Raw genomic sequence first — 20,635 nt, forward strand, 5'->3', positions numbered from 1 at the left:
GAATCGCACAAAAGGCCACATCAAATGTTAATATGAAGAGATCGTCGATTCATGCGTCTAATCTGGTTCTAGATTGAATCCACATTCGTGGCCGGATGATGGTGTAGGAAGTACACCAATTTCAGATAGTTCCCGCTTCTCACCTTCATTGTTGCATAAAGTACAACAATAACTGCCTAAATCCGGCTTTTCTCCTTTGATGTTGTATTCTGTACAACAATTGGACCCTACAAAGGACCTTTTTGCTACAAATGGGTTCGAATTGTTGTACGAAATGCAACTTCAACGTGCAAAATAGCGTTTTGCCGTGTGAATTGTTGTAAAAAATACAACAATGGTAACAATTGTAGCCGGCTAAATGCAAAAATAGATTTGATTTTGGATGAGGAGCTCTTGACCTAGAGGGGCTTCAAACGAATGATCTTATCGTCGCCTGCTTTAGGCTTGCCGCGACCGTCGCGGTTGTTCGTCATGAGATAAAGAGATCCATCCGGTCCTTCATAGACATTGCGAAGCCTGCCGAATTTCCCTTGAAATAAATGTTCCACATTGGCGACAGTATCGTACTTTGGACCTTTTAGGTCTACTTTTATAAGCCGTTCTCCCCGTAATCCTGCCACCAGAAGGCTGCCTTTCCATGGCCCTTTGCTAACGAATGCTGCGCCTGATGGTGCCCACGTTTCTGTTCCGCTTTGGAGGATTGGCGCTTTTAAATTCGCTTTTCCAGGACTCGATGATGCTTCACCTTCAATTAAAGGCCATCCATAATTGCCCCCAGGTTCAATCAGGTTAATCTCATCATGTGCGGTTTGTCCATGTTCGGAGCTGTATAATTGCCCTGTTTCTGGATGCCAAGCGAGCCCTTGAGGGTTACGGTGACCCATGCTGTAAATGGGTGAATTCTTAATTGGATTAGAGGCTGGAATAGATCCATCTAGGGAAATTCGTAATATTTTGCCTCCAAGGCTAGTTGGGTCCTGTGCTAAAGGGGGATCATATCTATCGCCGGAAGTAATATAAAGCAGCTTATCGGGACCTATCTTTATTCTTCCGCCATTATGATTTTCAGCTCCTGGCAATCCGGAAATTAATACTTTATCCAGCTGCGCTTTGTTATTTTTTTCGATAAGCCTCAATACCCGATTGTTGACTTGATCCTTCATTCGATAAGTGTGATACACATAGATATAATGGTTTTCCATAAAAGAGGGATCAAGCGCAAGCCCTAATAATCCTCCTTCGCCTTCGCTGATGAATGGGGCCTCGAAAGTGATTAGCGGCTCTGGGTTCAGACGCCCCTTCTCAATCACACGCAGAGTACCAGGTCTTTCTGTGAAAAAAATCCGGCCATCCTTCGCGATATCCATCTCCCAAGGAACATTAAGTCCTTCGGCGACTGTCTCCATTTTATAAGGAATATCCAATTGTGTAGTTGTTGTCTGATCTGGAACTGGTTCATTAGCTTGTTTATTCGGCGTACAGCCAGAGGTTATCCCAAGCGATAAAGCTAACAGAATTACTAGGATCGATCTCATAAACCTTCCCCCTCTTTGAATAGGATGAACATGCGGTTTGCCTGCGGTATGTGAGAATTATTATACCATTTTGTGGAAGGGAACGATAAACGGCGTCCACCATAGGAATTCTGCCTCTCCGCTCTCCGCAACCTGACTGCGATGAACCATAATTCCGTTACCCTTTCAATGTGAATGGGAAGATACCGTAACCCAAATACTCGTGGTAGTATAAGAAGTGATCGGTTAGGTTATTAGCAAGAAAAGTTTACGATAAGGAGCCAAATTCTGATGATTATATATCAAAATGAACATACAACCGTTTTTCAAAGCGTACTATACCAGACGACATCAACCGTTGTGCTGACGAAGGAAATGGTATTAATTGTTGATCCGAACTGGCTTCCAAATGAGGTCGATGAAATTCGAAATTACGTTGATTCGGTAAAAGGTGATAGGGATCTATATCTGTTATTTACGCATGGCGATTTTGATCACATTATAGGTTATAAAGCATTTCCCGGCGCAAAAACAATTGGGAGCTATGCACTAAGCTGTCATCCGAAGAAAGACTATAAGATTTCATTGATACAAGAATTCGATAGGAAACATTATATTCATCGAAAGTATCCCGTCGAATTTCCAGTCCTGGATATTATCATTTCGAAAGATGCCGAAGAACTTAGGATAGGGGATACATTATTGACTTTTTACAAATCCCCGGGACACACACCGGATGGATTGTTTACGATCATTGAACCGTTGGGTATTTGGATAACAGGCGATTATTTATCCGATTTTGAATTACCGTTTATTTATCATAGTGCCAAAGCATATAAGGAAACGATGAATACGGCAAGTCAGATTTTAGACCAGCACAATATCGAATTGTTAATTCCGGGGCATGGACAAGTTACCATCGATACGGCGGAAATGAGAAGGCGTTTGGACATGTCTTCTGATCATTTGGAACGGCTTATTAAGGCGGTCATTGCAAAAGATGAGAGTGCTATCGCGGCGCTTGGTGATGAGCATGCTTTTAAATCTTCTTTTACAGAAGAATGCCACAAAGAAAATATTAGAATCATTGCGCAGGAATATTCTATTTAAAGGTAGGTTTCGACAAAACCCCAAGGGAAGTGACTCATTTGAATCTACACTACTTTGTTTTGATTGTTTTCATCGTTTATATGTTATACAAGGGGATCAAAGCATTTAAAGCTAAGAAACAAGTGGGGGCTGTTTTTCTCAAAGGATCAAGTAATTATAAAAGCATTCAAACAATGATGTTTTCAATTCTTGTTGTGCCATTTGTCATCTTACTAGATTGGAATCTAAAATATTTAATTTTGATAGTCATCGTTTTCCTTGGAGTCATGATTGAACAAGTGTACGTTGGAGAGCTTGGCATAAAATTGAATGATGAATTTTTTGCTAAGGAACGCATCATGCACGGCTACATGGTTGAGGATCGTCTAGACCAGTTCGAAATCATGATAATCGGAAGGACGGATACGATAAAGATGACAGTAAGTAAAAGCTTAATTGGGAAACCGGTTGAAGAAATTTTAGAGGCATACCTAAATCCTATAAAAGTATAAATAGGGCTTAAGGAATGGGTGATTTATCGGTTAGGACATTGTTCAATGGCCAAAAAGCATTTGGTTCCTAACGAAGGATGACCACCCCGATTGGTTTTCAAAGTAACATGTTGTACAACGTACAACAATAATCGTAGTTTCTTCCCAACTTAGCTGAAGATGTTGTATGTTGTACAACAATTTAAGCTTATTTCACCCAATTGGGCTCTTTTTGGGAGAAAAAGTTGTATTTTTTACAACAATCGCGGGGAAATCGCTGAAAAGCCTTCAAATTGTTGTACATTGTGCAACATTCATTATAGTCCCCCTATTGGTGGTGGACTCCTTTTAGACTACTTAGAGTTTGTTCAAATGGGTTAAGGTTCATTCCAGATGTATAGTTCAACAATCCACATATTTTTCACCCCTATCGGGCAAACCAAACATGGATTCTTGTTCAATCCATATTATTTCGGTTAGGGGTGATAGATCATTAGCGTGCAAACGATACAAAAACCGCGCATGGGACTGCCGGATTTGAAGGATAAGGTCGCATTGATCACCGGGGCTGGTTCAGGGATTGGTCAGGCAGCCGCCGAGATGCTTGCACAGCAAGGGATGAAGGTATGCCTTGTGGATTTGAAAGATGACCGGCTAGAGCAGACGAAACAGGATATTGTGACAGCAGGCGGTCAAGCGATCACGGTAGATGTCGATGTGTCTGATCCAGACCGTGTTGCTCAAGCGTTCGAGCAGACGGTAAAAACCTGGGGACGACTAGACGTCGTATTTGCTAACGCAGGCATCAACGGGGTTTTGGCGCCGATCGAAGATATGAAGCCAGAGGATTGGGATCGTACGCTTTCCGTCAATCTGAAGGGCACATTCTTGTGCGTCAAACAGGCGATTCCACATATGAAAGAGAACGGCGGCAGCATAATCATAACAAGCTCCATTAACGGCAGCCGCGCATTCTCAGGATTTGGGATGACAGCCTATAGCACTTCTAAGGCGGGACAAGTGGCTTTCGCCAAGATGGCTGCATTGGAATTGGCCCGCTACAAAATACGCGTCAACGCCATCTGTCCGGGGTCGATCAAGACTAACATTGGTGAAAATACGAAGCCGACGCCGGAGCTTGAGAAAATCAAAATCCCAGTCAAATATCCGCAAGGCAGCCAGCCATTGGAACATGCGCCAGGGCAACCGGAGCAGGTGGCTAATCTAGTAGCTTTCCTTGCCTCGGAAGCTTCGAGCCATATTACTGGCACGGAGCTGTTCATTGACGGCGCTGAATCGCTGCTTTAGCGATACCCTGCAATCCCATTTATTGGCGGTGAGGGATGCGGATAATTTTCCAAGGGAATGAACAGTCTATATTCGGAGGTGAAAGAAACCATGGATGAGCAAAAGGAAACCGTCACTTCATTCGATCCAAAAAGCGGACAATCCAAGGAAGTCAATGTCGTCTTGGATCATGCTCGCAGTGGAGGCTTGAAATATACAATCGAAGATGTAGAGAATAATAACAAGAAAACGGATGAATAGTTACTTGTAAAAAAATGAAAAGCGTATGTTGACTCGGGGACACTCCCGAAACCAACATGCGCTTTATTTGATTTCTCTAACGATTAATCGTCTAAACCTGCTCGACATGTCTCTGGACTAGTGTGCTCGGAGCTTCTGATAACTGTATCATCTGGTCCGTTTTCATTGGAATCATCCGAGTTGCCTTCTGCATTAACCGTAGATTCAAAATTTGTGTCTTTGTGATTGATTAAGTTATCTATGCTTCTCACCCTTTCAATTGTATAGACTAATATGCTTCGTTTTAAAAGATTTTATTCGTTGGCATTATAGGATTATTGATTCCATATTCACTTCAGAATCCACTTCCATTGGCCTTCGAAAGTGGAATTTGTAGGTCTTGACAAACCATACTGTAATATTTATAATTACAGTATAAAGTCCTTACAAAAAATAAGTTAATGGCGGTGATAATCATGAACTTTGTAATCAGTGATTGGGTTGTGGCAACAACAAATGAAGATGAAATGCTGCATGGTTATATTGAGTCAATTGATGTGCTGCAAGGCATTGCTCGGGTGCACGTTATTGCATCGGATCGTGAAACTGCCATCGGAAAAATAATGGAAGTTAGCAGTCAAGACGTAAAGAAATTACCTGTAAGCGAGTTTGATATAGAAGATCAAGTAAAGAGCTTGATTGATGTGGCGCTAACAACTAGAGACGAGCAGTGGTTCAATGAATTGTCAGCGAAATTATTTGCTATTCAAAATAATAGCGCAAAACGCGGTGAGCGTGATGTATTTCCGTCCTATTATCATAACCGCTTAGGTGTTGATCAGTTTTAATGGGACGTATAAAAGAAAAAGCCAATCCAAGAGACATGTCCTACATGTTGTCTAATGGATTGGCTTTTTAATTATATTTTCCAGCTTACTGAATAGGTTCCTTGGTTGAGACTTGTTTTTCTTTCATCAGTTCCGCGGCAAAAAGAGTCTGCAGTTCTGTGACTTTTCTGGGATCAGTTAGGGACACTTTGTCAGCGAAATAATGTTCTACGAGCAGCTCCCAGGTAGGCGTTACCTTTTGAGCGGTCATGGCTCGAATGGCGGTCTTAACCAGCCTACGTTCCTTGGCATTGGCGTAAACGTCAATGTACTGCTGTTTGCGATCGAAATCTAACTCCGTAAAAATAGCACGAAATACCTCAGCTGTCATACGCGCATCGTCCAATGCTCGGTGAGCGGAGCCTTCAGCAGTGATGTTAAGATCAATCAGAGCAGCCTCGACACTGACATCATTCGTCACATTTTTATAACGGATAAACCCTTTCAATAGATCAAAATAGCTAGCCGCCATCCAGTAGCCATCATCCAACTTATGCATCCGCGTGTCGTACACGATGCGCTTCAAATCCTCGCCACCCCAGGTGACTAGCAGGATAGCTTCACTTTTATTTAGCCAGTTCATGAAGTCCGTAATGACTTTACGAAAGCCGTCGGCTTGATCGATATCTTCTTGGGGAATGCCTGTCTTTTTCTTGATAAATCCATTCAATTTAGAAAAATAAACAGGTTTGACTAGAGATGAGAATTCATCAGTAGCCTGTAGGGAGGAATTTAAACGGACGGCACCAATCTCAATAACCTCCATAGGTAAATCACTTGCAAACTTGCGACCGTTGAATTCAATGTCCAAAATAATGTAGTCCATGATGTAGCCCCCGTTCTGTCTCTGTGCTTCCATTCTATCAGAAAATGCCTAGGATACCAGCTTCCGTTTTCCATAGACCGCATTTAGAACGAAACTAAACAGTAGACCTGCAAAGGACATTCCTGAAATCCATAGATATAATTGTTTCCCTCCAAAGCTTTCGTAGAACCAACCACCCAAATAGGAAGCGACGATACCCGATACGCCAAAGAAAAGGATCGCAAGCACAGTCTGTCCTGTTGCACGCCATTCTTCAGGAACAATACGGTATAAATATTGGATAGCAGCTGAATAAAAAATCGGGAATGTGAAGGTTTGCAGCAGCTGAAGAAACACGAGAATATGAGGATCCGTCACCCACGCGGATAGAAAAAAGCGAATGAAATAAAACACAGCGGCGAATGAAATGATCGCTAATTCTTTTCCTTTGCGAAGCCACCAAAAGCTTAGAGCGAATACGAGTATTTCGCTGCCTGCTGCTAGAAACCAGGCCAAACCGACCATGTCGGGGGTGCCGCCTAATTTTCGAATATAGACGCCAAGAAACGTATCGTTGATCCGCTGTGGCACGGCAACAATAAAGATAAGTAACATAAACCAAATGGTTTCTTTATTGCTTAAGAAATTACGTAGAGTTTTTAGAGAGATCGGTTTCCCAGTTACAGGCGCATCAGGTAATGGCAAACAGATTAAAATGCTAATGATGCCTATTCCAGCGAACAAGAATGCCAAACTATTGATTCCAAAAAATTGGGTGGTATAACCAACGGCCAAGGACATGACCGCATAACCGACAGCTCCGAATGTTCGGATGGAACCGTAGCTTACCCCGTTAGCCTCCGCTGTTTGGAAATTTAGACTTTCTGTCAGGGGATCAAGAGGCATTAAGAAAAAATACATAAGCATTGTAAAAAGAAGAAGCACTACAAAACTGGATGAGGCGTATAACAAGTACCCCACAATGGTTGAACAACCTAAGAGGAGTAACATAACCTTCTTAATGGTCTTCGTCCGATCACTGATCATCCCCCATAAAGGTTGCGAGAAGATGGCAATGAAGCCTCCCGTTCCAATAATGAGACCAATTTTCGTTGCTGGAAGCCCTTGCGCATCTAAATAGACGGGAAGAAATGAAACAAACATAGCCAGAAGTGCAAAATACAAAAAGTTAAACGAACGTAATAAATTTGAAGAATTCATGATGACCTTAACCTTCCTAGATAAATTAGCAGAATGCTGTTGTAAAACTACATTCTAACATGTCATTGTAAAGAATCCAAAGTAAATTAAAGGCGTTTTTTTCAGAGACGTACTTCTGAGGGATTTGTCCCTGTTACTTTCTTGAACTGTCGACTGAAGAAATAGATGCTCCGATAACCGAGGGCTTCTGAAACCTCTCCAACATTCATGCCAAGTCTAAGCAGATAAGCGGCACGTTCGATCCTTTTCTGAATGATATAGGACTCAATCGTTTGGCCCATGATTTCTTTGAATTTAAGTGAAAAGTAGCGTGGTGACAGGTGCGCTTGTTTGGCTAAGTCACGGATGCTATGCTGGCGCCCCGGATCTTGTATAATATGGCTCGCGATATCCATCATCACCCGATTCATAGACCGGCGAGCGGGATCACCTTGCGCTTGGTTACCTGGTGCTTGTCGTTCGAACATGAGCAATAACAAACGAAGCAGCATTAAGGCTTCCTCGGCATGTCCATATGTGCCGCTCAATCTAACATGTACGAAACGGTCCAAATAGGACTCATGAAATTCCGAGGGGTCAAAGTGGACGAAGGAAGGAAGAGATACTAAGGGAAATGCTGAACCTTTCGTGTTGAAGTGGATATATGTAACCGTAAGGGGGCGCGCCGGGTTATGTTTAGCGCTCGTTAAATCTCCGGGACGAAAGAGAAAACAATCCCCCTTGCGGACATGGTAATGTGTACGATTCAGGCTGACTTCACCCTCGCCGTCCCATACATACCAGAAGTCGTAATCATCGAATGGCTGATGTTCACGGCTCCATTTCCAATTAGGTTCACAGATGACTTTGCCGAAATAACCGTCTAGAACGAGCTCCTGTGATGTGAAAACAGACATGAAAGATTTCCTCCGATTTATGTAAAATAGTGCAAATAATCATGCGCTTTAATGCATTTATTTTACAACTTTTCGTTCCTATAATAAAGATAAAAGTAAACAAATAATTTAAATCGAAAGGAGTCATCTCACATGCCAGAAAAAAGTACTCCGGAAGAAATCTCGGCACAGCTATACCGGTATGATCGCATTGCGGATAAATGGAATGGCTTTGAACACTGGGGTAAGGATCAGCTTGAGCAATATCGGAACAACGTTTATTCGGCAATAGAGCATGTACTCAATGAAAAAGAAATCGAGGATGCGAAGAGGGCCCTGTTTGAGATTATATTTGTAGATGACAAAGGAGCTCAAATTCAGTTCACGAAACCAAGCAGTGAATTGAAAACGGAAGAAGAACGTGAGCTAGCTGTTCGTAAGGTCAGCGAGTTCGTCGAAGTGGATGAGCGGTTCAAACGGATAGCTTTTCATTCTGCTATTCTTTCAGCGGTGCGAGATATACTAGGCGAGGAGCCGCGTCTTGTTCAGGATATGGCCTTACTCAAGCCTCCACACGGAGGAGGTGAAAAGCCATGGCATCAAGATATGGCTTACGGAAACCTTGCCTACGAGAAAGCAGTGGTAGGCGTATGGATCGCCTTGGATGAAGCTGCGCTGGATAATGGATGCATGCATGTTATTCCCGGTTCGCACGCAGATGGCGCAACGCCGCATTATGCTGTCAGGGATTGGCAAATTTGCGATTCGCATGTTGCTGTTGAGAAGGATGTAGCCGTGCCCTTATTGCCAGGCGGAGTCCTTTTGTTCCACGGTTTACTTAAGCATGGGACACCTTATAATCTTTCTCCGAAGAAGCGTCGCGCGCTACAGTTTCATTATGTGGGCGCGTCCGTTTCTAAACTAACGCCAAAAGAGTATAAACGTTTCTTCACCAATGAAATGAGCGGGGCTGAGTGTTGATTCAAACTAGCATATGGTCAATATATTTTCTGACATAAAAAGAAGATTAGAACTCGTTTTGCAACTTCCTGCATCTTCCAATCTCTATGAGGACGGTTTACAATTAGTGAGAGGAGTTGATGCATAATGGGATCACCAATCGTGCGACTAGTACTTGATGCCAAAGCCACATTGGCTGAAGGTCCGTGCTGGAATGCGGAACAGCGTTTATTGTATTGGGTTGATATTATAGGAAAGAAATTTGGAAGGTTTGATCCTGAAACAGGGCTAAACGAAGATTTTTCCGTTGGGGAGTATGTCGGTGCAGTTGTCTGTGCTGGTGAAAATGAGGTAATGTTAGCGACACAATCTGGCTTCCAAACGTACCAGATGCAGCAGCGTAAGCTCACACCTCTTGTTGATCCAGAGTCTCAAATACCAGGAAATCGGTTTAACGATGGGAAATGTGATGCTAACGGACGATTCTGGGCAGGCACCATGGAGATTGTTGAAAAAGAAGCAACAGGCTCACTCTATGTGCTAGAAACGGATCACAGTTATCGCAAGGTTTACGAGGGAGTAGGCGTTTCCAACGGGATCGCTTGGAGCCTAGACGAGAAAGAAATGTACTATATCGATTCTATGAAAAAGCTAGTGCTCGCTTTTGAATATGAGGCGGTTCAAGGGGAAATTAGCAATCCGAGAATACTAATCGATTTTCGGAATGAACAAGGTTTCCCTGACGGGATGACGATCGATGAAGAAGGGATGCTGTGGATCGCCCATTGGGATGGCTGGCAGGTATCCCGTTGGAATCCCAAAACAGCTCAAAAGATAGACAGCATTGCCATTCCCGCAGCCAAAGTAACCTCCTGTATTTTCGGGGGAGACGAGCTGGACACCTTGTATGTTACGACTGCCCGAAAGGGTCTTCAGGAGGATCAATTAGGCGATCAGCCGCATGCTGGAGGGATTTTTGCGGTAATGCCAGGCGTAAAAGGTACGAAGACGTATTCATTCGGAATACAGCATGAGGGACAGAAAGGATAGGATCTATGTCGAATGAAAACAGACATTTAAAGATTCAGTATATCGGTCAGGTCGGCGTTATTCTGCGTAAAAACGATACGGCTATTGCAATCGACCCTTATTTGACAGATTCTGTTGATCATCTTCCAGGGTTTCCGGAGGGTTTTTGGCAGCGGCGTTATGCGCCTCCTGTGAAGCCTGAGACACTAACGGATTTAAATCTTGTGCTTTGTACGCACGAGCATATGGATCATATGGATCCAGATACACTACGGGCAATCGCCGCGGCATCTCCCAACTGTCACTTTGGTGCTCCGAAGTCGTGTTTGACTGAATTGGAGGCAATCGGTATTTCAGCAGAGCGGCTGCATGCGCTTGGGACTCAGGAGGCATTTCAATTTGCCGCTGATCTGATTATTCAACCCATTCCGGCATGGCACGAGGAGCGGGTGCGAGATAGTGAAGGCTGGGATCACTACTTAGGCTACGTCTTACAATGGGACGGCTTGTGCATTTATCATGCTGGGGATACGCTTCTGGCGGAAGAGCTGGTCGAGGCGCTGTCTGGCTTCACCATCGATGTAGGTTTTCTGCCGATTAACGGACGGGATATTTTCCGCAATCGCCTCGGTGTCGTCGGCAACATGAACGCTCTCGAAGCGGCAGACCTAGCCGCACACCTGAAGTTCGACATCGTTGTGCCTGTACACTTCGATATGTACGCAAACAATAGTGAAGGGATCGCTCCCTTCGTTGACCGTTTATATCAGAAGCATCCAGGACAGAAGTTTCATATTTTTCAACCGGGTGAGACAGTGGTATATGTGAAGTAGTGAAGGTGTTCTTTCGAAGAGAAAGTTATGGTAGCTATCATAAGCGTGAATTTCATCGTTACAGAGTCACTTTTCGCGCGTTGCCCCAATTTAGCGATGAAATTCATCGTCTCAGCGGGTATAATCGGAGGTTCGAGGGTTGGACGCTGACTTTAAGCATGATTTTCATCGCTACGGGGTCATTTTTCGCGCGTTGCCCCACTTTAACGATGAAATTCATCGTCTCAGCGGGTATAATCGGAGGTTCGAGGCTCAGAAGCGGACTTTAAGCATGATTTTCATCGCTACGGGGTCAATTTTCGGCGTTTCCTACAATTTTGCGATGATTTTCATCGCTACAGAGTCACAATCGCGCGCTATCTTCATTTTAGTGATGAAATTCATCGTCTCAGTAGATATTTTCAACGGTCGCGGCCCAGTCACTATGTTTTAAACACGTAATCTGCAAAAAGGACTACATCCCTTTTTATAAATAATACAAAACTTCACCCGCAACAGCCCCTAAGAGGACGATGCACCAAGGCGGTAATTTCCAGAACACCAGCAAACCGAACAACACGATAACCAATGTAAAATCATAAGGACGAATAATAGCGGTTGTCCAAAGCGGGTTATAAAGTGCCGCGAGCAGGATTCCGACAACGGCCGCATTGATGCCTACGAAAGCACTTTGAATCTTGACATTTGTTCGTAATGAATTCCAAAAAGGTAATGCCCCTATAATCAGGAGATAAGCAGGCAGAAAAATGGCTAAGGTTCCCACGAGAGCCCCTCTGACTCCGTCAAACATAGCGCCCAAATACGAGCCGAATGTGAAAAGCGGACCAGGAACGGCTTGTGTAGCCCCATAGCCAGCTAGGAACGCTTCTTTACTTACCCAACCTTGCGGAACAACTTCGCGTTCCAAAAGGGGGAGAATGACATGGCCGCCGCCGAAGACCAAGGAACCTACCCGATAAAACGAATCGAAAAGGGAGATGAGCTGCGAATGCCATAAACCGCTGATAATCGGAAGCAGCAGGAGCAGCATCGCATACAGGACCAAGCAAAAGATCGCAACAGAGTGATGAACACGCACTTGAATGGTACTGTTGTCTTGGTTTGAAACAGTTTTGAAGGCAAACAGTCCGATGAGTCCGGCGAGAACGATAATAACAACTTGGCTATAGACCGTCTGCCATAACAAGGTTACCGAAGCTGCCGCGATTGCGATGGAGGCCGTGCTTTTATCGGATGCTAACTTTTTTCCCATACTGAGAACTGCTTGTGCGACGATGGCTACGGCGACGATTTTGAGACCGTGAATCCAGCCCGTGCTGCTAACATCCATAGCTTTCATTAGTAAGGAAAAGAATAGTAAGAGGATAATAGAAGGAAACGTAAATCCAAGCCAAGCAGCTGCGCCTCCCAACAATCCAGCCCGGATTGTACCGATACCTACACCTACTTGACTGCTAGCAGGGCCTGGGAGAAATTGGCATAAAGCAACCAGATCGGCGTAGCTTTTCTCATCCATCCATTTACGTTTCTGAATATACTCGTTGTGAAAATAACCCAGATGCGCAATGGGTCCTCCGAAGGATGTCAACCCTAATTTGGTTGATACGAGAAATACTTCAAGCAATGCTCTTCTTTTACTTTGCTGTGTTTTTGCAGCGGTGTTCAACTTATTTCCTCCTAAAGTGACGTTTGATGAACATTTAAGTCATTTAAGTGTATCGGAAATTGCATCGCGATTCTACCGTTTAACACAAATAACATAGCAATGAAGATTATCCTATACTCCCTATACATATTAAAGGAGCATGAACTCTACTTATGTAGAATTCATGCTCCTTTTTCATTTGCCTCGAACTATGTGAGAGTTCTTACAAATCCTAACCCTCCAGCTGATATTCCTTCATTTTGTTGTAAAGGGTACCGCGGGAAATGCCGAGCAGCTTGGCTGCCGCGCTTTTATTGCCTGCCGTTTTGGACAAAGCTTCTTCAATCAGATGTATTTCTTCCTCATCGGACACCTTATCTTTTAATAAAATCGCCGCATCGACTTCTGAAGAAGTAAGACTTGGCTGCTGCTCCTGTAAGGCGGCTGGCAAATGTTCCAGGGTGATCAGGTCTTCGTCGTTAAGAATGATGCACCGCTCGATGATATTTTTCAATTCTTGAATGTTACCGGGCCATGAATAGTTCGTCAAAGCCAAGATGACCTCTGGAGAAAGCATAGGAACCGGCTTCTGGTATTGCATTGAAAACTGCTTGAGATACATGTGGACCATCGCAGGAATATCTTCGGTTCTATCCCGTAAAGGCGGAATCCGAATGGAGATCACATTCAACGCATAATACAGATCCGATCGGAATTCTTGATTGGCTAGTTTGCTGGCTAAATCTTGTGTAGTTGCGATTATGATTCGAGTTCGCACGCTGATAGGTTGACTTCCTCCAGAGCGAACGATCGTTTGCTGAGTGATGTAAAGGTAGAGCTTAGCTTGAAGCTCTAAGGGAAGCTTCTCGATTTCATTAATAAACAAGGTGCCGTCTTTGGCTAGCTCCAACTTACCAGCTTGTCCACGATCACTTCCCGTGAAGGCGCCCCCTTGATAGCCAAATAATTCGGCTTCCAATAATCCGGCGGGAACGATGCCGCAATTGATGGTCAAGAAAGGCTGCTCGGATCTTGAACTTGACTGATGGATAATATGAGCAAGCTGCTCTTTGCCAACCCCCGATTCTCCAATCAGGAGGACGGGTGTTTCTGTTGCTGCCACCTTTTTAGCCCATTGGATGACTTTGCCGATCGCTGGTCCTTTTCCTTTGATTAAGGTAAAGAGATCCTCAGCCTGATCTTTATGTGGTAGACCGAAGGAGTCGACTGTTGTTAATTGTTCGTTCAATCGTACCAATTGTGTAATATCCTGCTCGGTCGCAATACCTCCAATGATAAGCCCCTGAGCATCTCTGATCGGTGACGCATTAATTAGGACATGGGTGTCCGGCCGCGGTCGGTGATAGGTATTACGAATCATTCGGCCTTCGTCCAAAATTTTCAGGACCATCAATGTTTCGATATCAAAATGCTCGCCAATGCGCTTCCCCAAAATATCTGCTGCCGGAAGATGATAAAGCTCCTCTGCGACGGAATTCCAGCAAATCACAGCGCCGGCTCGATCAACGACCGTGACAGCATCGGTGACGGTATCCGCGAGTGCGGTGAAATAGGCTGACCACTTTTGCAGTTCAGATAGGGCGAAATTGAGATACGTGGATAATAGGGAATATCCCCCGATGTTTCCATCCTTATCTTTGAAAAGTAGGGGGCGATTTGTTCGTTGAGGCACAAGCGGCAAAAAGTTGTTGTCATCCACAGTAATAATCTCGGATACAAAGTATTTGCTGCTTTCTATCAATTCTTGGATGTTTCTAGCGGAAAGGGCCGTCATAAGGCCTGCGTCTTCCGGTGTAAATAAACATATGTCGTCTTGCCAAGTGGCGATAACCGCTGTTCCTTTATTTAAATAGGAAGAAAGCTCTTCGAGCGTTGTTTCAACAGGGAGTGTAAGAACAGGGTTGTTCAACGGTAAGTGTTCATAATTGAACATAATTGACCTCATTTGTGTAGCGTTTATTTGGTTTAAATTTACCATGAAAGCAAGGTGGATTCAACACAGGAAGCCGAGATGGTGAGTATGATAAGGGGAATGAAGTAAAAATTGTTCAAAGATATGAAAAATATACACATAAACAAATAGTGTTCAAATTTTAAAATAAAGTGTATAATAAAATTATAAATTAAACACTATTGTATAATTCCTATGGGGGAATAGCAGATGGAACTCATTATGAAAAATATGTTTCAATCGTTAGGTAAGAGCCGAACTGCGAATCGATTAGCCAAAAAGTATGGATTACGCTTTGGTGCAGCGCGTTTTGTAGCAGGTGAAACCATCCAGCAATCCATCGAAGCTGTGCGCGGACTCAATCAAGATGGCCGCGTTGCAACACTGGACCATTTGGGTGAGTTCGTCTTTAGTGAAGAAGAAGCTTTGGAATCAGCGGCCATGTGTATTCAAACATTAGATGCGATTGCGAGCTCAGGCGTCAAATCGAATCTTTCGCTTAAAATGACTTCACTTGGGCTAGATATCAGCAGAGAGCTTTGTGTAAACAACATGAAACGTATTCTTGATTGCGCTCGTCAGCATGGAAATTTCGTGCGAATAGATATGGAGGATTACGCACATTGTCAAATCTCTCTAGATATCTACAGAGAGCTTCGACAAGAATATGACAACGTAGGAATCGTCATTCAAGCTTATTTGTTCCGCACCATGCAGGATATCGATGATTTACATGCACTCGGAGCCAATCTGCGCCTTGTAAAAGGTGCTTATAAGGAATCTCCGCAAGTTGCTTTTCCAGAAAAAAGCGCAGTTGATGAAAATTATAAAAAAATTATTCAAAAGCATCTTTTGAACGGTCATTATACAGCTATTGCAAGCCACGACGAGGCGATCATTCATTTTACGAAAGAATTTGTAAGATCAAATCTTATTTCCATTGAACAGTTTGAGTTCCAGATGCTGTATGGGATTTGTGAAGATTTGCAAAAGCAATTAGTGAAAGAAGGATACCGGGTTCGTGTCTATGTCCCTTACGGTGTAGATTGGTTCGGATATTTCATGAGAAGGTTAGCGGAGCGCCCAGCAAATGTCTGGTTTGTTCTGAAAAATATGTTTAAATAACACCCCATTTTTCCATTTGGAGAGGAGCACTTATATGAATACATTTACGAAAGTTAGTCCGTATGCAAATGAACCTTTTACAAATTTTGGCTTAGAGGAAAACGTAAAGGCGATGCAAGCTGCTATTGCCAAAGTGAAAAGTGAGCTGGGACGCGAATATCCGCTATATATCGGTACGGAGAAAGTAGTAACCGAGGCAAAAATCACATCGATTAACCCGGGGAATGTAGACGAAATCATTGGATATGTAAGTAAAGCAGATCAGAAGCTTGCGGAAAAAGCGATGAATGTTGCCCTCGAAACTTTCGAAACTTGGAAGAAGGTTCCAGCAAGAGAGCGTGCGGAGTATTTATTTAAAGCTGCTGCACTAATGCGTGATCGTAAGCATGAATTCTCAGCATTGATGATTCTGGAATCAGGCAAAAACTACGTAGAAGCGGATGTAGATACCGCTGAAGCAATTGATTTCATCGAGTTCTATGCACGCGAAATGATTCGTTTGAGCCAAATCAACGAGACGCAGCCACTAGCCAAAATTCCCGGTGAAAACAACCAAATTAGTTATATCCCATTAGGCGTCGGCGTTATCATCCCGCCTTGGAATTTTCCATTAGCGATTTGTGTGGGCATGACGATTGCGGCGGTTGTTTCTGGTAATACCGTTTTGCTGAAGCCAGCTTCAACAACGCCTGTTATTGCTCACAAATTCGTGGCACTTATGGAGGAAGTTGGACTTCCTGCTGGTGTAATTAATTTCATTCCAGGGAGCGGTGCGGAAGTAGGAGACTACTTAACGACTCATCCGAAGACTCGTTTCATTAGCTTTACGGGCTCCAAAGAGATCGGTTTGCGCATTAACAAGTTGGCCGCGGATGTGGCGCCTGGTCAAATTTGGATCAAGCGTGTTATTGCTGAAATGGGCGGCAAAGACGGTATTGTCGTGGACGAAACAGCGGATCTCGACGCGGCTGCCGCTGCGATTGTGGCTTCTGCTTTCGGCTTCCAAGGACAGAAGTGCTCGGCTGGTTCGCGTGCTATCATTGTTGAATCTGTTTACGACGTAGTTGTAGACAAAGTAGTTGCTCTGACGAACCAGCTGCAAAGCGGTCTGCCTGAGGACAATTTCGCAGCAGGTCCGGTTATTGATAAGACCTCCTATGACAGGATTCTGGATTATATTGAAATTGGTAAAACCGAAGGAACACTGCTTGTGGGTGGCGGCAAAGCCGAAGGAAACGGCTATTACATTCAACCAACTGTGTTCGGAGATGTAAGCGGCAAAGCGCGTGTTATGCAGGAAGAGATTTTCGGACCTGTCTTGGCCATCGCTAAAGCGAAGGATTGGAAAGAAGCCATCGCGATGTACAATGATACGGAGTTTGGTTTGACGGGCTCCTACTTCTCCACGAATGAGGAGCGGATTTCTGAGGCATTAGACACGGTTCACTGCGGTAACTTGTACATCAATCGCAAATGCACAGGCGCATTAGTGGGCGTACATCCTTTCGGCGGCTTCAACATGTCGGGAACGGATTCCAAAGCAGGCGGTTACGACTACCTCATGCTTCTCACACAAGCGAAGCTGACATCTCGCAAGATTTAATAAATAGAAGAAGGCAGACGATATACGTCTAGCCTTCTTTTTTGTTTGGATCGCTAGCCGATGTAGGCAAGCGCCACAGGACTAGATTCGCTCAATGATCGGTTGCGGGGAGCTCCGTTGAGGAGAGAATGGAGCAGTAATTCGTCTGTTGGGTCCGTCGTTTGGCAGGTAGGGAGCAATCATTCGTCTCATGAATCGCTCTCCGAGCAACGAAAGGGAACTACGATCCGCTATTTAATTTAAATTGCTATCATTTTGATGAGTAGAGGGAACGTCGATTCGCTATTTTGCCAATTTTGGCTGAAAAGCTGACTCAGAGGGGAAATAAGGGATCGTAGTTCCGTCTAAGTAGTTAAACTGGCTAATTTATCCCGAATAGCGTACTGACGTTCCCTTTCACTAGTGTCGATGACGTACTCGTCCCGACATGCGAGGTGAAGTCGGCCTTCCGATTAAATTGGGCACCCAATGTTGAAGAGGATTTCCTCAGAAAGTGTCCACACGATCAGTTTTCGTATTTTTACAGATTAAGTTGATACATGCGAGCCCGCTCTTGCCCGCGCGTTACGGTTAATAGCTGCTTTTCGCATAAGAGATGCAAGACCGTTCTTGCGTGTCTTGTACTAACTTGGAGATGAGCGGAGAGGTCCGAAGGGGAGAATGGGCGCAATAGTCTTCGTGCGAATCGGACTGTTTCGCTTTCTAGCCAAGAGAGTGACTCTGGTACATTGGATGAAATGAACTTTCCTACAATTGAATGAATAAGCTGCTGACACTGCTTTGGCGACTCGACAATTGATGGGTAGGCGATAGACATGACAAGCCATCCATCCAATGCAAGATGGCAATGTCGGAGACAGAGGTCTTTGAATCTCCAAAGCTCAACATCGCGAGCATGGGAGCTATAACCTTGAATCTCAATCACACACCTAGCATCTCCTGGCATATACGCGAGGTCCAAATAGCGGTAGCCGTTTGCGAAGTCACGCACTTCCCATTCAGGGTAAAGATAGTCGAAATGTCCAACAGCCGGGTACCATACGCAGCGTAGAAATTCCATTTCTGCATGTCCGAGCCCCCGCTCTAACCGTTCTCGTCTGCGTCCGTTCGTCTCTGCTGCAATCTGCGAAGTCATGAAAGCTTCGAATGCTTGCTCAAATTTCATGGATATTCCAACTTTCTCTGCGAGTTTTGATTAAAACAAAACGCCGCTTTCACTAATGTTCACGAGGAGTTGACTCCTTACGAACATAGGTGAAAGCGGCGCGTACTTCACGACCAGCTTGATTGAATAGCTATAGTATAGCGGAAAATCATAACGTTGTGCCACCCTATTTTTGTAGGAACGATGCTTTACAAAGGCAAATCACGTTTGCGGAACAGCGTGATTCCTACCGCAAAGGTCACGAGCCCAATCACAATCAATACAGACCAAGCAAACGCGGCGGTTTCTGTCTTACCACCTATGATGCCGCTCGGATCATAGAGCGAGAAGTACGTCAGCTTGCGCATCCAATTGATTTTTTCGCTCAGCTTGCCGATAAAATCCAGGCTGAAGAATCCGAAGGTAAGCACGGCCGATATGCCGAGCGCCTTCTTCTCGTCGTTGGCTAAAGATGAGACGAGAAAGGCGATTCCGCCGACCGCGAAGAACAGCAGTAATGCGGCCAGGTTCATCCGTAGGTATGCCGCTCCGTGAAAGTCGCTTAAGTTCCCTATAAACAAGGCATATCCCGCAAACCCGCATAATGTCGTAACCGTCATGATAGACAAAAGCCCTGTCAGAAAAACGGCTGCCTGCGTCATGGCCACTTTTCCACGGGTGGTAGGCGTAGCCAACAAATAAGCCATTGAACCCTGGTCAACCAGCTTCGCCATCAGCTGTGTGGTGAACATGATGCAAAAAATCGAAACAATCAGAACGAGCAGCAGGCCGTAATATTCGCCTGAGATGAATGCTTCCACGGTGCCGAAGCCGCTGCCCAAGTTGAACGCATTGGTCATGCCGGGCGGCAAGGATTTGATCAACTCATCTAAGGCCGCATTATTTCCTGCGAAGCTCGGGAACAGCCAGAACATGAGCAGGATATAAAAAGCGGATCCGAACGCATAGTTCATCATCCCTTTGATATGAATCTTCATCATGTGTTTATAGAGAGCGGAGTTCATTGTAAGGTCCCCTTCCGGTCGTAATAGTTCATAAACACGTCTTCGAGACTTTGCGTGAATACGTCCAGGTTTCGGATTGGGTATTTGGACGTCTCCGAGAGGAATCGAGCGTACTCACCCTGCACAGCCACCCGCACTCGGTTGCCTTCACGCGATTCGACGGTAACGCCAGAAGACCGTACGTATGCTTCCGCATCCTCCGCACGTTCAAACGTCAACTCGAACAACTTCCGCTGCATCGACTGCAGCTCGTGGATATCCTTGACGGTAAGGATGACCCCGTCCTTAATAATTGCCGCGCGGTCGCAGGTCCGCTCAATTTCGGGGAAGCTGTGCGACGACATGAGGAACGTTGTGCCCCGGGCTTTCTCTTCCAATACTAGATCAATAAACACCTTCTGCATGAGCGGGTCCAGTCCCGAAGTCGGCTCATCCAGGATGATCACCTCCGGCTGATGCATGAAAGCGGCGACGATACCAACCTTCTGCTTCATACCTTTCGACATTTTGCGGATGGGGGTCCGGACGTCAAACTGGAAGCGGTCGATCAGCTCCTCCTGCCGCGCGGAATGCTTCGAGCCTTGCATTTCCGCCATAAAATCCAGAAAGGTTCGCCCGCTCATCCCTTCAATAAACGCGATCTCCCCGGGCAAATAACCGATATAGCGCTGGACGGTTCCTTGTTTAGCCCAGGTATCCAGTCCGCCAACCTGCACAGAGCCTTTATCCGGTTTCATGAATCCCATGATATGCCGGATCGTTGTGGATTTGCCAGCCCCGTTCGGCCCCAGAAATCCGAACACCTCTCCTTTTTTGACCGAAAACGATACGTCAAAAATCCCTTTTCCGTTCGGGAATGTTTTGGTCAGCTGCTGAACAGTCAACATGCG

The 20,635-nt window shown here is 44.8% G+C and carries 20 protein-coding genes; 11 read left to right on the forward strand and 9 right to left on the reverse strand.

The features are described from left to right. Positions 1-398: 398 nt before the first annotated feature. Complete coding sequence (locus tag ACBP55_RS14625; RefSeq protein WP_464652541.1) at positions 399-1,535, reverse strand: PQQ-dependent sugar dehydrogenase; 1,137 nt, start codon at positions 1,533-1,535, stop codon at positions 399-401. A gap of 270 nt (positions 1,536-1,805) precedes the next feature. Here ACBP55_RS14625 and ACBP55_RS14630 point away from each other — a divergent pair, with 270 nt between their 5' ends. The 5 genes from ACBP55_RS14630 to ACBP55_RS14650 all read left to right on the forward strand — a co-directional run bounded on the left by ACBP55_RS14630 (position 1,806) and on the right by ACBP55_RS14650 (position 5,469). Then, entirely contained in the window at positions 1,806-2,624 is an 819-nt protein-coding gene (locus tag ACBP55_RS14630; RefSeq protein ID WP_464652542.1) for an MBL fold metallo-hydrolase, read from the forward strand. A 38-nt stretch (positions 2,625-2,662) separates the two neighbouring features. Then, on the forward strand, positions 2,663-3,115 hold the full coding sequence (locus tag ACBP55_RS14635; RefSeq protein ID WP_464652543.1) for a hypothetical protein: 453 nt from the start codon (positions 2,663-2,665) through the stop codon (positions 3,113-3,115). A gap of 501 nt (positions 3,116-3,616) precedes the next feature. Next, a complete protein-coding gene (locus ACBP55_RS14640) occupies positions 3,617-4,402 on the forward strand; it encodes an SDR family oxidoreductase (protein ID WP_464653322.1) in 786 nt (261 codons plus the stop codon). Between the two features lie 90 nt (positions 4,403-4,492). Next, the gene (locus ACBP55_RS14645; protein WP_464652544.1) at positions 4,493-4,642 is read left to right on the forward strand and encodes a hypothetical protein; all 150 of its coding nucleotides are present in this window, start codon (positions 4,493-4,495) and stop codon (positions 4,640-4,642) included. 455 nt (positions 4,643-5,097) lie between these two features. Further along, positions 5,098-5,469 carry an IDEAL domain-containing protein gene (locus ACBP55_RS14650; protein ID WP_464652545.1) on the forward strand — a complete coding sequence of 124 codons (372 nt, stop codon included), beginning with the start codon at positions 5,098-5,100 and terminating at the stop codon, positions 5,467-5,469. Positions 5,470-5,554: 85 nt separating this feature from the next. On the opposite strand, the gene ACBP55_RS14655 is transcribed toward ACBP55_RS14650, so the two are convergent. The 3 genes from ACBP55_RS14655 to ACBP55_RS14665 form a co-directional block, all read right to left on the reverse strand. Then, positions 5,555-6,334, reverse strand: a complete 780-nt coding sequence (locus tag ACBP55_RS14655; protein ID WP_464652546.1) for a 3'-5' exonuclease — start codon at positions 6,332-6,334, stop codon at positions 5,555-5,557. A gap of 48 nt (positions 6,335-6,382) precedes the next feature. Further along, positions 6,383-7,534, reverse strand: a complete 1,152-nt coding sequence (locus ACBP55_RS14660; RefSeq protein WP_464652547.1) for an MFS transporter — start codon at positions 7,532-7,534, stop codon at positions 6,383-6,385. Positions 7,535-7,635: 101 nt separating this feature from the next. Then, the gene (locus ACBP55_RS14665; protein WP_464652548.1) at positions 7,636-8,430 is read right to left on the reverse strand and encodes a helix-turn-helix transcriptional regulator; all 795 of its coding nucleotides are present in this window, start codon (positions 8,428-8,430) and stop codon (positions 7,636-7,638) included. A gap of 132 nt (positions 8,431-8,562) precedes the next feature. Between ACBP55_RS14665 and ACBP55_RS14670 the strand changes: the two genes are divergently transcribed. The 4 genes from ACBP55_RS14670 to ACBP55_RS14685 all read left to right on the forward strand — a co-directional run bounded on the left by ACBP55_RS14670 (position 8,563) and on the right by ACBP55_RS14685 (position 11,664). After that, positions 8,563-9,390: a phytanoyl-CoA dioxygenase family protein gene (locus tag ACBP55_RS14670; protein WP_464652549.1), complete on the forward strand. Its 828-nt coding sequence runs from the start codon at positions 8,563-8,565 to the stop codon at positions 9,388-9,390. A gap of 126 nt (positions 9,391-9,516) precedes the next feature. Further along, positions 9,517-10,419: an SMP-30/gluconolactonase/LRE family protein gene (locus ACBP55_RS14675; protein ID WP_464652550.1), complete on the forward strand. Its 903-nt coding sequence runs from the start codon at positions 9,517-9,519 to the stop codon at positions 10,417-10,419. 5 nt (positions 10,420-10,424) lie between these two features. After that, positions 10,425-11,231 carry an MBL fold metallo-hydrolase gene (locus ACBP55_RS14680; RefSeq protein ID WP_464652551.1) on the forward strand — a complete coding sequence of 269 codons (807 nt, stop codon included), beginning with the start codon at positions 10,425-10,427 and terminating at the stop codon, positions 11,229-11,231. 139 nt (positions 11,232-11,370) lie between these two features. After that, complete coding sequence (locus ACBP55_RS14685) at positions 11,371-11,664, forward strand: hypothetical protein (protein WP_464652552.1); 294 nt, start codon at positions 11,371-11,373, stop codon at positions 11,662-11,664. A gap of 33 nt (positions 11,665-11,697) precedes the next feature. On the opposite strand, the gene chrA is transcribed toward ACBP55_RS14685, so the two are convergent. Both chrA and ACBP55_RS14695 read right to left on the reverse strand, forming a co-directional pair. Beyond that, positions 11,698-12,897 (reverse strand): chromate efflux transporter, encoded by a 1,200-nt coding sequence (chrA, locus tag ACBP55_RS14690; RefSeq protein WP_464652553.1) that lies wholly within the window; start codon positions 12,895-12,897, stop codon positions 11,698-11,700. Between the two features lie 211 nt (positions 12,898-13,108). Then, positions 13,109-14,830: a sigma-54 interaction domain-containing protein gene (locus tag ACBP55_RS14695; RefSeq protein ID WP_464652554.1), complete on the reverse strand. Its 1,722-nt coding sequence runs from the start codon at positions 14,828-14,830 to the stop codon at positions 13,109-13,111. Positions 14,831-15,058: 228 nt separating this feature from the next. Here ACBP55_RS14695 and ACBP55_RS14700 point away from each other — a divergent pair, with 228 nt between their 5' ends. Continuing rightward, positions 15,059-15,973, forward strand: coding sequence for a proline dehydrogenase family protein (locus tag ACBP55_RS14700; RefSeq protein WP_173186352.1), 915 nt, complete (start codon positions 15,059-15,061; stop codon positions 15,971-15,973). Between the two features lie 34 nt (positions 15,974-16,007). After that, positions 16,008-17,576, forward strand: coding sequence for an L-glutamate gamma-semialdehyde dehydrogenase (gene pruA, locus ACBP55_RS14705; protein WP_464652555.1), 1,569 nt, complete (start codon positions 16,008-16,010; stop codon positions 17,574-17,576). Between the two features lie 520 nt (positions 17,577-18,096). On the opposite strand, the gene ACBP55_RS14710 is transcribed toward pruA, so the two are convergent. The 3 genes from ACBP55_RS14710 to ACBP55_RS14720 form a co-directional block, all read right to left on the reverse strand. After that, entirely contained in the window at positions 18,097-18,741 is a 645-nt protein-coding gene (locus ACBP55_RS14710) for a transcriptional regulator (protein WP_464652556.1), read from the reverse strand. A gap of 188 nt (positions 18,742-18,929) precedes the next feature. Continuing rightward, complete coding sequence (locus ACBP55_RS14715; RefSeq protein ID WP_464652557.1) at positions 18,930-19,745, reverse strand: ABC transporter permease subunit; 816 nt, start codon at positions 19,743-19,745, stop codon at positions 18,930-18,932. Continuing rightward, on the reverse strand, positions 19,742-20,632 hold the full coding sequence (locus ACBP55_RS14720) for an ABC transporter ATP-binding protein (RefSeq protein WP_464652558.1): 891 nt from the start codon (positions 20,630-20,632) through the stop codon (positions 19,742-19,744). The genes ACBP55_RS14715 and ACBP55_RS14720 overlap by 4 nt, the downstream gene beginning before the upstream one ends. Between the last annotated feature and the right edge of the window lie 3 nt (positions 20,633-20,635).

The organism is Paenibacillus sp. WG02, from assembly GCF_055396115.1.